Origin of the sequence: Cryobacterium serini, from assembly GCF_004404025.1 — a bacterium.
GTDB lineage: Bacteria > Actinomycetota > Actinomycetes > Actinomycetales > Microbacteriaceae > Cryobacterium > Cryobacterium serini.
This window is the reverse complement of the sequence record NZ_SOHN01000009.1, coordinates 363,473-374,979: the sequence shown is the minus strand read 5'-3', so window position 1 is coordinate 374,979 and position 11,507 is coordinate 363,473. Positions and strand designations below refer to the sequence as shown.

The 11,507-nt window shown below is 65.6% G+C and carries 12 protein-coding genes; 3 read left to right on the top strand and 9 right to left on the bottom strand.

Translation table 11 applies throughout. The features are described 5' to 3' along the window. Positions 1 to 3: 3 nt before the first annotated feature. From hisG to rpe, 3 genes are all read right to left on the bottom strand, one after another. On the bottom strand, positions 4 to 843 hold the full coding sequence (gene hisG, locus E3T51_RS07335; RefSeq protein WP_134529166.1) for an ATP phosphoribosyltransferase: 840 nt from the start codon (positions 841 to 843) through the stop codon (positions 4 to 6). 73 nt (positions 844 to 916) lie between these two features. After that, positions 917 to 1,180, bottom strand: a complete 264-nt coding sequence (locus E3T51_RS07330; protein ID WP_092340073.1) for a phosphoribosyl-ATP diphosphatase — start codon at positions 1,178 to 1,180, stop codon at positions 917 to 919. After that, positions 1,177 to 1,860 carry a ribulose-phosphate 3-epimerase gene (gene rpe, locus E3T51_RS07325; RefSeq protein WP_134529164.1) on the bottom strand — a complete coding sequence of 228 codons (684 nt, stop codon included), beginning with the start codon at positions 1,858 to 1,860 and terminating at the stop codon, positions 1,177 to 1,179. The genes E3T51_RS07330 and rpe overlap by 4 nt, the downstream gene beginning before the upstream one ends. A 172-nt stretch (positions 1,861 to 2,032) precedes the next feature. Here rpe and E3T51_RS16725 point away from each other — a divergent pair, with 172 nt between their 5' ends. From E3T51_RS16725 to E3T51_RS07310, 3 genes are all read left to right on the top strand, one after another. After that, a complete protein-coding gene (locus E3T51_RS16725; protein WP_166806409.1) occupies positions 2,033 to 2,380 on the top strand; it encodes a ribosomal maturation YjgA family protein in 348 nt (115 codons plus the stop codon). Between the two features lie 732 nt (positions 2,381 to 3,112). Beyond that, positions 3,113 to 3,883 (top strand): hypothetical protein, encoded by a 771-nt coding sequence (locus E3T51_RS07315; protein WP_134529160.1) that lies wholly within the window; start codon positions 3,113 to 3,115, stop codon positions 3,881 to 3,883. Beyond that, positions 3,883 to 4,116: a helix-turn-helix domain-containing protein gene (locus tag E3T51_RS07310; protein ID WP_134529158.1), complete on the top strand. Its 234-nt coding sequence runs from the start codon at positions 3,883 to 3,885 to the stop codon at positions 4,114 to 4,116. Before E3T51_RS07315 ends, E3T51_RS07310 begins: the two co-directional genes overlap by 1 nt. Before the next feature lie 108 nt (positions 4,117 to 4,224). Here E3T51_RS07310 and E3T51_RS07305 read toward each other — a convergent pair whose 3' ends face one another. The 6 genes from E3T51_RS07305 to rpoZ all read right to left on the bottom strand — a co-directional run bounded on the left by E3T51_RS07305 (position 4,225) and on the right by rpoZ (position 11,492). Continuing rightward, positions 4,225 to 5,709 (bottom strand): RsmB/NOP family class I SAM-dependent RNA methyltransferase, encoded by a 1,485-nt coding sequence (locus E3T51_RS07305; protein WP_134529156.1) that lies wholly within the window; start codon positions 5,707 to 5,709, stop codon positions 4,225 to 4,227. After that, positions 5,706 to 6,623 (bottom strand): methionyl-tRNA formyltransferase, encoded by a 918-nt coding sequence (gene fmt, locus E3T51_RS07300; RefSeq protein WP_134529154.1) that lies wholly within the window; start codon positions 6,621 to 6,623, stop codon positions 5,706 to 5,708. Before fmt ends, E3T51_RS07305 begins: the two co-directional genes overlap by 4 nt. After that, positions 6,624 to 8,699: a primosomal protein N' family DNA-binding protein gene (locus tag E3T51_RS07295; RefSeq protein ID WP_134529152.1), complete on the bottom strand. Its 2,076-nt coding sequence runs from the start codon at positions 8,697 to 8,699 to the stop codon at positions 6,624 to 6,626. It abuts the gene before it with no gap. Between the two features lie 13 nt (positions 8,700 to 8,712). Further along, on the bottom strand, positions 8,713 to 9,906 hold the full coding sequence (metK, locus tag E3T51_RS07290; protein WP_134529150.1) for a methionine adenosyltransferase: 1,194 nt from the start codon (positions 9,904 to 9,906) through the stop codon (positions 8,713 to 8,715). Between the two features lie 74 nt (positions 9,907 to 9,980). Beyond that, positions 9,981 to 11,207 carry a bifunctional phosphopantothenoylcysteine decarboxylase/phosphopantothenate--cysteine ligase CoaBC gene (gene coaBC / locus E3T51_RS07285; RefSeq protein ID WP_134529148.1) on the bottom strand — a complete coding sequence of 409 codons (1,227 nt, stop codon included), beginning with the start codon at positions 11,205 to 11,207 and terminating at the stop codon, positions 9,981 to 9,983. 24 nt (positions 11,208 to 11,231) lie between these two features. Continuing rightward, positions 11,232 to 11,492, bottom strand: a complete 261-nt coding sequence (gene rpoZ, locus E3T51_RS07280) for a DNA-directed RNA polymerase subunit omega (RefSeq protein WP_092107764.1) — start codon at positions 11,490 to 11,492, stop codon at positions 11,232 to 11,234. Between the last annotated feature and the right edge of the window lie 15 nt (positions 11,493 to 11,507).

The window sequence follows — 11,507 nt, the reverse complement described above, 5'->3', positions numbered from 1 at the left end:
GGTTTACAAACGGGCGTTGTGGATGGTGGTGACCAGGATGGCCCTGGCCCCAAGGGCGTAGAGGGCATCCATCACGTTGTTCATGTCGAGCCGGGCGATCATGACGCGCACGGCGGCCCATTCCGGGTCGTGAAGGGAGGAAACCGTCGGGGATTCTATGCCGGGCGCGAGCGCTGCGGCAGCATCGAGCAACGCGACCGGGATGTCGTAGTCGAGCAGCACGTACTGGCGGGCCACGAGCACGCCCTGGAGGCGGCGCAGCAGGGTGTCGATTCCAGCCTTGTCGTTGGTGGAGCTGATCAAAACGGCGGTGGACTCGAGGATGACCGGTCCGAAGATTTCGAGGCCGGCTTTGCGCAGGGTCGTCCCGGTGGAGACGACGTCGGCGACGGCATCCGCTACCCCGAGCTGAACGGCAGATTCGACCGCGCCATCGAGTTCGACCAGGTCGACGGTCACGGAGTGCGTGGCGAGGAAACGTTCCACCAGGCCCGGGTAGCTCGTCGCGACGCGCAGGCCGTCGAGGTCTTTCAGCTCGGTGAAGAGCCCGGCCGGCCCGGCGAACCGAAAGGTCGAGTCGCCGAAGTCGAGGGCGGCGATCTCCACGGCTTTCGAGTGCGAGTCGAGCAGCAGGTCGCGTCCGGTGATGCCGACGTCGAGGGCGCCTGATCCGACGTAGGTGGCGATGTCGCGGGGGCGAAGGTAGAAGAATTCGACGCCGTTGCGCGGGTCGGCGGTGACGAGGTCGCGTGGATCGCGGCGGCCGGTATAGCCGGCTTCAGCCAGCATCTGCGCGGCGGTTTCAGACAACGAGCCCTTGTTGGGCACGGCAATTCTCAGCATGGGGGGTACTCTCTTGGTTTTTTTATACACGACTATTGAGTGAATTCGAGCCAGCGTCGAACGCCGGTGTGGGTCACAAATGTCGGTAAATGTCGGCCGGAGAGAGGCCCTTGGCGATCATCATGACCTGCAGGTGGTACAGCAACTGGGAGATTTCAGCGGAGGTTTCGTCGTCGCTTTGAAACTCGGCGGCCATCCAGACTTCGGCGGCTTCCTCAACAATTTTCTTGCCGATGGCGTGCACGCCGGCGTCGAGTTCGCGTACGGTACCGGAGCCCTCTGGACGGGTGGCGGCCTTGTCGCTTAGTTCTACGAACAGGTCATCGAATGTTTTCACAACTCTAGGTTACCCGCCCCGTGACGGTGGCTGGCCGCGCGCTCCCGCAGCAGGCTGATCTGGGCGGCGGGATTCTCGGCCCCAAACACGCTGGACCCGGCCACGAAGGTGTCGGCGCCGGCCAACGCTGCAATTTCGATCGTCTGCTCGGTGATGCCGCCGTCGACCTGCAGCCAGACGTCGAGGCCGTTCTTTTCGACGGCAGCGCGGAGCTGCTCGAGCTTCGGCATGGTCGATTGCATGAAGCTCTGGCCGCCAAAACCCGGCTCGACCGTCATGACGAGCACCTGGTCGAATTCGGGGAGCAGTTCGAGATACGGCGCAACATCGGTGCCCGGTTTCAGGGCGATGCCAGCGCGCGCGCCGATCTGCCGCAGCCGACGGGCCAGAGCGACGGGCTCCGTCGTGGCCTCGGCGTGAAAAGTTACCGAGTAAGCACCGGCCTCGGCATAGCCGGGCGCCCACCGGTCGGGATCCTCGATCATCAGGTGGATGTCAAGCGGCAGCGGCGACACCTGCTGCAGGCGTTCGACCATTCCCAGCCCGAAGGTGAGGTTTGGAACGAAGTGGTTGTCCATGATGTCAACGTGCACGAGGTCGGCAGAGCGGATGCGGGAAAGCTCGCTCTCAAGGTTGGCGAAATCGGCGGCGAGGATGCTCGGATTGATGCGGTTAGCCATCCACTCAGCCTATCGAGCCAGAGCTCGGCGCGTGGTTGCCTCAGGACCGTGCCGCGGGACGGGCCCCTATCCTCAAGGGATGGAACGCTCGGAATCCCCGTATTCGCGTGGGACGAGACCCGCGTCGAGGAGCAGACGGAGCCTCCTGGCTTCCGGCGCTGTCATCACGGGCATGGGGTTGACGGTTCATTTCACCAACAATGGACCGGTCGGTGATTTCGCTGCCGACGCTCTGTACGCGGTGCTGACCTACCTGGCCGTTTCGTTCATCGCTCCACGCTTTCGACCTCAGGTCAGTGCAACGATCGCCTACTTGGTTTGCGTGACGATCGAGGCAGCCCAACTATCCCCAGGGCCGGCTGCCCTGGCCGATGTCTTTCCGCCGGCCAGACTCATTCTCGGCACGACGTTTGCGCCCGTGGATCTCCTCGCCTATGCCGTGGGGGTGTCAGCCGCCCTGCTCTGCGACAGGCTCATTCCACGACGCCGCACGCGATCGATCCGGCCAACCGCCAGGTAGCAGCTACGGAATGCGCTCGTGCAAGCGGCACTCACCGTGGTCGAGGCGCCACAATCTACATCCGCGCTAGTCGACCTTGCCGAGACCTCCACGTGCACGACGTGGCGCGGTCTCGGCGTCGTACACGTGGGGCGGGCGCCTACTTTTCCCAGTTGGGTTTTTCGGCAGGGGTGGCAGCGCGGTTTTGGCCGGCGGGGCGCCAGGTTTGGGTGGGGTCGAACACGGGGGCCCGGAGACCCCGGGCCGGCCGTCTCGCATGGTGATGTCCGAGCCGGAGGTCTCGATACTCACACGCCCGGCGTGGCAGAGCAGCACAGCATTGTCCATATCGGCGGGTCCGCCCGTGCGCCGGGGCCTCACCGGGCGCAGAGCCGTCCGGTGCATTATGAAAAAAACCTGAAATTGAGTGCAAACTTGCTCAAAGAAAGAACCTCCCCGACCCGGCCTTAGTGCGAGTTATCGATCAAATTTTCGAAAGTACCAGGAGCTATGCACAAGGCAGAAACAAGGAGACGTCGAGCATAGAGTTCCTCGCACTGCCGCGCGGCGCTCCGAGCACCCGGTGCACCGCTGCTCGACACTGGGCAGCATGCTTGGTCATCGCTCGGGGCGCACTTCGCGCTGTTTAAATCGTGTTATCGTTTATCGTTATGTATCGACAAACGTTATGGCGTAAGGGTCCAGCATGATGATGATTCAACACGACACGAAGAACTCTGAAATGACACGCTGATGGCGGCTCTAACCTGGTGGACTGCTCTCCTCGTCTTACTCGTGCTCGGCACCATAGCGACCGTCGTGGTAATCGAACGTCGATCGGGATCTCGACCGGGCACCGATGTCGGCCCCACCAAGGCGGTGCGGGTCACCAGAATCATCGCGATCCTCTATGCGGTGGTGACGGTGTTCGGAACTGTAGCCGACGCCCTGCAACGGCTACTCAGCGACGCTGTGAGTGTGCGGCTGCCCGTCAAGCCATTCTGGCCCGGCCTGCCGAACACGGTTGAGGTCACGGGGACGACCGCCGACGTTGTGGGTGGAGGGTTCGACCACGCTGTGGTGACCGTGGCAGGGCTGGACACTGCCACCCGCGTCTGGCTGGCAGCCGGCGACGCGCTTCAGGGAGCGACGAACGTTGTGATCGCTGTCGTTGTTGTTATGCTCTGCACGAGCATCATCAGGCTGGATCCGTTCCGTCCGGCACTGACCCGCGGCATCAACCTGACCGCGACCTCGATCATCGTCGGCGGCCTCGGCTGGCAGGTGTGTGATGCTGTCGCGGGCGGCCTCGCCTCCTCTCAGGTACTCAGGGCAACCGGGTGGAGTCTGGACACAGCCGAGATCGACTGGACTGACATTCGTCAGGTCATCGGGCTGCCGATGGCAGGCCACGAATGGACTCTGGATTTCTGGCCGATCTGGGTGGGCCTGGCCCTGTTCGCCGTAGCCGCGGTATTTCGATACGGGCAGAAGTTGCAAAGAGACTCCGACGGGCTCGTCTGATGCCCGCGGTTCCCGATGAGGACTCCGGCATTCATTGCCGGCTCGACGAGCTCCTCGAGCAGCGTGGCATGACCCTGACGCGGCTCAGCTCCCTCGTGGGCGTCAGCATCGTCAACCTGTCGGTGCTGAAGAACAACCGAGCCAGAGCCATCCGCTATTCAACCCTGCGGGCGATCTGTGATGCGCTCGACTGCGATGTCGGAGATCTGCTGGTGGTGGGACCGAGCCCCTGACAGCGGATGCCCGCATGACCGCGCCTGATCTCGGTAGCCACTACGGTAGCGGGCGTAGCGCGCACCCGTTTCGGGAGCGCGCATCCGCTGGTCTGGGCGGCGGGGCGCCTACTCGTCGGAGCGCTGCAGCAGAGTGATGAACATGGCGTCGGTACCGTGGCGGTGCGGCCACAGTTGCACGCTTCCGGTGTCGGCGGGCAGGTCGAGGTTCGCCGCACTGAAGGACTGCACGACGGCCGCGGTGTCGAGCGCCGTCACGGCGCCGCCGGCCTTACGCACGGCGAGGGCGACGATCGCCCGCGTCTCCGCGATGTGCGGTGAGCAGGTGACATAGGCGAGGATGCCGCCGGGCTTGAGCGCGAGCAGTGCCGCATCGATGAGTCCGGACTGCAGGCCAGCCAGGTCAGCGACGTCCTTGGGTTGCTTGCGCCAACGCGCCTCGGGTCGGCGCCGAAGGGCACCAAGGCCGGTGCAGGGGGCATCAAGCAGAATGCGGTCGAAGGTTTCCGGGTGCGATTGGCCGATGGTGGTGCCGTCGATTTCCCACACCGGAATTGGCTCGGGGAGGGCCTCAAGAGCGGTGCGCACGAGCGTCGCCCGGGCGGGAACGAGCTCGTTGGCCACGAGAACGGCTCCCCCGGCGCGTGCCTCGGAGGCGAGCAGGGCGGCCTTGCCACCGGGTCCGGCGCAGAGGTCGAGCCACCGCTCCCCCGCAACGATCGGCCGGGCGCGGCTCAGTGCCAAAGCGGCGATCTGCGATCCTTCATCTTGCACTCGAATGCGACCCGCCGTCGCCGTCACCAAGTGGTACGGGTCTCCGGAGTCCAACACGAATCCGACCGGCGAGAATTCATCGGAGAGGCCCAGCCGTTCGCGGTCGGCGTCGGTGGCGAGGCCGGGCAACGCAACCATATTGACCTTCGCCGCCATATTGTCGGCGGCGAGCAGATCGGCCAGCTCATCTTCGTGACCTTCGGCACGCAGGGCCTGCCGAAAGGCCCGCACGATCCAGGCCGGATGGGAGTATTCGGCGGCGAGCCGGTCATCGACGTTGACCGCACCTTCGAGCACCCGGCCACGCCATTCCTCGGCGCTCGATCGGGAGATGGTGCGTAGGACCCCGTTGGTGAAACCGGTCGCGGAACGTGAGCCGACCTGCTTCGCGAGCGAGACGGATTCGTTAACCGCGGCGTGGGTCGCAACGCGGGTCGCGAGCAGTTGGTGGGCGCCAAGTCGGAGCACATCGAGAATGGCCGGATCGATGGCGCTGACCGGTCGCTTAGCAGCGAGGGCGATCACACGGTCGTAGAACCCCTGCATGCGCAGGGTGCCGTAGGTGAGCTCGGTCGCGAGGGCGGCATCCGCCGTATTAAGGGCGGCGCGTTGAATGCGGGTCGGCAGCAGCAAGTTCGCGTACGCGTCGGATTCCCGCACGGCCGCGATCACCTCGTAGGCAATGCGTCGCGCCGGCTGAACGAAGTCGGCGGGGGCCTGGCGGGACCGGGCATTGCCCGACGGTTCCGAGTCGGCCGCGCGGGCCGAGTTAGCCCAGGCCGAGTTAGCCCGGGCCGAGCCGGCACGATCGTCACTCATGATGCCATCACCGATTCTGTTGCCACTCCGCGCCACCAGTCGTTCGCACTCATTGCTGTCTTTCCGGCCGGTTGCACGCGAAGCAGAACCAGGGGTTCGCTCGCTGTGCCCACCAGCACGATCTTTTCGCGCTGCACAATACTTCCGACAGGCAGGTTGGGTTGGTCGACACTGGGTGCGACCTCGAGAAGTTTCAGTACCGCGCCGTTCACGGTGGTGAACGCACCCGGCTCCGGGGTCACACCGCGAATATGGTTATAAACGGATGCTGCCGGTCGGCTGAAATCGATGCGCGCGTCGTCCCGCGCAAGTTTGGGCGCGAGCGTAACCTCCCCGGTCTGCGCCACGGCCAGGGCAGTGCCAGCGGCGAGCTCAGAAACTACCCGCAGAAGCAGATCGGCGCCGCTGTGGCTAAGCTCCTCGAGAAGTATGCCCGAAGTGGAATGCGCGCCGAGCGGCCGGGAAAAACTACCGAAAACGTCGCCGGCATCGAGTTCTGGTACCAGTTGGAACACTGCGGCGCCGGTGAGTTCATCACCGGCGATGACGGCGCGCTGTACCGGGGAGGCCCCCCTCCAGCGCGGCAGGAGAGAAAAGTGCAGGTTGATCCAACCGAGACGGGGAACGGAGAGCAGGGGCTCGTGCACAATGCCGCCGTAGGCGACGATGACGCCGAGGTCGGGGTGCTGGGCCCGGATGGTCTCGGTCGCCCAAGCGTCAAGCCGGTTGGTCTTCAGCACCGGATAGCCCAGCTGCGTCGCGGCCTGCCCGACCGGCGACGCGGTGAGGGTGCGCTTGCGCCCGAGCGGGGCATCCGCTCGAGTGATCACGGAGACAATCTCGTGATCGGAGCTGGCCAGGGCAGTGAGGCTGGGCAGCGCGACCTCGGGCGTGCCGGCAAAGACGAGTTTCATTTAGATCAGCTCCGGGTCGTCGAATCGAACTTTAAGTGTAGGTGCCGGTTGGAACGAACCCGACTTCGGCTTGCGGCGTTTGGCGGCGTTCCGCACGACCGCCGCCTTGAGCGCGTGGGCCACTTCATCGCCGCGGGCGTAGCCGAACCGAACGACCGCACGCACCAGGGGGGCCTCGGTATCGACCGGGCCCAGTATGTCGAGGCCTGCCACCGCGCCGAGATCGGCGAGGGCAGCGTCGACGTCGGCGGCGGTGCCGGTAACCGAAGCGACACGCACGGCCGGCGGAAACCGCAACTGGCGCCGGTCGGCAAGTTCGCTCGCGGCGAAGATATCCGGCCGCCAGGAGTTGAGTGCCCGGGCGAGGCCACCGCCAACGCCCGCGAGCAGCACGGGAGCGCCGGGCGCGGCGAGGGCGGCCGCGTTGGCCCACCAGCGCAGGCAGTCCTCAGCGACGCGCAACGATTCACGGGCGAGCATCCGCTCTCCGTCGAGGATGAGGATGGCACGGTAACCGCCGGTCGGCACCGGTTCGGCGCCCCGGGTGGCAATCACGAGAGCCGGCTGGGCTCCGAGAGTCTGAATCGTGTGTTCTCCGTCGGCGACGATCACCCGTGCCCCCGGAAAGGCGCGGCCGAGTTCTTCGGCGGTGCGCCCGGTGCCAAGGGTGACGACGCGCAGCTTGGTTCCCGTGCAGTGCGTGCAGGTCCAGCCGGCAGCGAGGGCGCCGCACCAGCGGCAGGACGGTAGCGCCGACGCGGATTTGAGCCCGAGCGGGCCCTGGCAGTGGGTGCAGCGGGCGGCTTTCTTGCAGGTTTGACAGGCCAGCATGGGCGCGTAGCCGGGGCTGGCGACCTGCACGAGCACCGGTCCGTGGACGAGTGCCTCCCGGGCGGCCTGCCACGCGGCCGACGGGATACGAGCCGCGCGGGCCTGCTGGTCGGGCTCGGACTGATAGTCGGTGGGAATGATGCGCGGGTGCCGGTCGGCGGCCGGGTTCACTTCGGCGAGATACCCGAGTTCAACCAGGCGCTGGGTTTCGACGCTGCGCGAGTGCCCGAGCAGTACGAGGCCGCAGTCGCTGTCTTGTTGCCGTACCAGGGCCGCGTCCCTGGTGTTCACGTAGGGGCTCAGCGGTTCGGTGTAGAGCGGGTCGCCGTCGTCCCAGACGGCAATGAGGCCGAGCTCGTGCGCCGGGGCGTACACGGCCGACCGGTTACCGAGAATGATGCGCGGGACCGGTTCGAGACAGGCCAGAAACGCCCGGTACCGATCCGGGTTCGGCTGGCGGGCATCGACCCGGCAGAGCGGCACCGTCGGTGCGAGTTGGTCCAGGACTGCCTGCACCTGGTCCTGGTCACGAAAGTCCGGCACGCAGAGAATAGCGCTCTGCCCGGCACCGACCGTGGCCACGGCGAGTTCGGCCAGGGTCTGCGCCCAGCGGCCGACGGTGCGCCCGTCGGCCAGTTGCACGAGTTCGGGGATCGCCGCCACGGCCACGCGGTGGTGCTCCATGATGGCGCTGTCGAGGCGACCGGTCGGGTAGCCGACGAAAGCGGGTGTTGCCAAAGCGATCGCGGCGGTTGGCGGCGCCGGGGCGTCGGTCTCGACCGTCGGGACCGCGGTGGTGCGCAAATCGGTCCGGTTGCCGAGCTCAGAGATGACGACCCGCGCGGCCAGCCAGGCTTTTTCCACGCGCACCTGCCGCGGTGGTACCGCCAGGCGAATGATGTCACTCGCGTTCCCGGCGGCGCGATCCGCCAGCCGGCGAGCCAGTGTCCAGACGGCTGGCGTGAGCACCACGGCAGTCGACACCAGGGAGTCGAGCGGACTGAGTGCGCCGCGGAAGGCGACATCCGTTTCACGGGCGGATTCCGAGCGCGCTGCTCGCGGATCGAACAACTCGATCACATACGCGTCGACGACGCGCCCACCGGAGCGAAAGGGCACCTTGACGCGCATGCCGGCCGCCACCTCGCCCACCAGTTCGGCCGGTACGCCGTAGTCGAACAGGTGGTCCAGTTGCGGCAGGGGGGACTCGATCAGCACCCGTGCGACGAGGCCGGAGTGCGTCATGACTGCGCCGGTCTCAGAGGCCGGCGGCGCTACGCAGGTCGTCGACCTTGTCGAGGCGCTCCCAGGTGAAGTCGGGCAGCTCCCGGCCAAAGTGACCGTACGTCGCCGTCTGCGCGTAGATGGGACGCAACAGGTCAAGGGAGTGGATGATTGCTGCCGGCCGCAGGTCGAACACCGCGCGGATAGCCGCGGTGATCTCCTTATCGGGCAACACACCGGTGCCGAAAGTTTCGACATACAGGCCAACCGGAGAAGCCTTGCCGATCGCGTAGGCGACCTGCACCTCGAGGCGTTCAGCCAGGCCGGCTGCGACAGCATTCTTCGCGACCCAGCGCATGGCATAGGCGGCAGACCGGTCGACCTTGGACGGGTCCTTGCCGCTGAACGCACCGCCGCCGTGGCGGCTCGATCCACCGTAGGTGTCGATGATGATCTTGCGACCCGTCAGGCCGGCATCGCCCTGCGGGCCACCGATTTCGAAGCGTCCCGTGGGGTTGATCAGGGTCGTGAGCGACGAGGAATCGAGGTCGATCAGGTCGAGAACCGGACGAATCACGAGTTCTTCAACCTCGAGGCGCAACTGCTCGGTGGACACCGAGGGTGCGTGCTGGGTTGACACCACGACGGTTTCGACGGTGCGCGGAATGATTCCGTCATAACCGATGGTGACTTGGGTCTTGCCGTCGGGCCGCAGGTAATCGAGTTCGCCGCTCTTGCGCACGAAGGCGAGGCGTTCAGCCAGGCGGTGGGCGATCCAGATGGGGATCGGCATGAGTTCGGGGGTCTCCCGGGTGGCGTAACCGAACATGATGCCCTGGTCACCGGCGCCCTGCCGGTCGAAGTCATCGAGGCTGGACTGTTCGCGCGTCTCGAAGGCGTTGTTGACGCCCTGGGCGATATCGGGCGACTGCCCACCGATGGAGATTTCAACCCCGCAGGATCGGCCGTCGAACCAGACGTCCGAGGAGTCGTAGCCGATGTCGGTGATGCACTTGCGCACGATCGACGGAATTTCGACATAGGCCTCGGTGGTGACCTCGCCGGCCACGTGTACGAGTCCCGTGGTGACGAGCGTCTCGACGGCGACCCGGCTGTGCGGATCGTCGGCGAGCAGCGCGTCGAGAATGCTGTCGGAGATCTGGTCGCAGATCTTGTCGGGGTGACCTTCGGTGACTGATTCCGAGGTGAAGAGGCGAAGATCGCTCATCTGGCCCGTCTCTGTTTACTAAAAAACGTAGTTTTGAATGAAAACGTAGGAATTGTTGCCTGTCGCAGCGGACGCTAGCCGATCAGGTCAAGTATGCAATTGGCCACCGACACTTTGCTTCCGGAGGCCTCATTCACTATAACTCCGTGGCGATCGAGCACCGTCACGGTGTTACGTTCCGTGCCGAAACCGGCGCCCAGGCCTACCCGGTTCACGACCAGGTAGTCACACCCCTTGCGAGAGATTTTGGCGCGGCCGAGCGCGAGCAGCTGATCGGCATCCGTTTCAGTCTCCGCGGCGAAGCCGATGATCAGCTGCCCCCGTCGGCGCGAAGCAGAGAGACCGGCCAGAATGTCGGGATTTCTGACAAGTTCCAGGGTAAGGGTGTCCCCCACGGCTTCTTTCTTGATTTTGTCGAGCTGCACGGTCTTGGGTCGATAATCGGCCACCGCAGCGGCCATGATGATGACGTCGGCCGATTCGGCCGCGAGTGTCATAGCCTCGTGCATCTCCAGGGCGCTGTTGACCACGACGGTGGTGACGCTGGTCGGCACCGGCACTTCGAGGTTGGCAGCTACCAGGGTGACGTGAGCTCCCCGGGCCAGCGCAGCCTGGGCGAGTGCGACGCCCTGCTTTCCGCTTGACCGATTGCCGAGAAACCGCACCGGGTCGAGCGGTTCCCTGGTGCCGCCAGCGCTGATCAGCACCCGGCGGCCGGTGAGATCGTGCAGAGCGGATGCCGCGGGCTCAGAGGCCAGCTGCCGTCGGTCGAGCACAGCCAAAGCCACCGCCACGACGGTCTCGGGCTCCTCCATGCGCCCAGCACCGGTATCGGTGCCGGTGAGACGGCCGACGCCGGGGCCGACGATGGTGACGCCGCGCGATCGTAGTGTGGCGACGTTGGCGACCGTGGCCGCGTTGTTCCACATTTCGGTGTGCATGGCCGGAGCGATCACAAGCGGCGCGGTGCTGGCCAGAATCGTGTTGCCGAGCAGATCGTCGGCGAGGCCGGCGGCGAGTTTGGCGATGCTGTTGGCCGTTGCCGGAGCCACGACGATGAGGTCGGCGCCCTGGCCGATGGCAACGTGACGCACCTCGGCGACGCCCTCGTAGAGATCGGTGTGCACCGGGTTACGCGAAATCGCTTCCAGGGTCGGCTGGCCCACGAAGCGCAGGGCAGCCGCGGTGGCGACGACGTGCACCGCGTCGCCGTTCAACACGAAAGCGCGCACGATGTTGACTGCCTTGTACGCCGCGATGCCGCCGGTGATACCGACGACGATCGTGCGAGGTGTCTTCATCCTGCGCGCTTCGGGTGGGGTGTTTTAGGCCTCGACGATCGGGCGGGAGACGAGCTTGTCGTCGTTGATCTCGCGCAGCGCAACCGAGAGCGGCTTGTCTTCGACGGTTGAGTCGACGAGCGGTCCGACGTTGTCGAACAGGCTGCCTTCGTGCAGGTCGGCGTAGTAGTCGTTGATCTGGCGCGCACGCTTGGACGCAAAAATCACGAGGGCATACTTCGAGTCAACCTTGGACAGCAGGTCGTCGATGGGCGGGTCAATGATGCCAGTGGGCTTGTTCGCCATTGGTGTCACACTCCT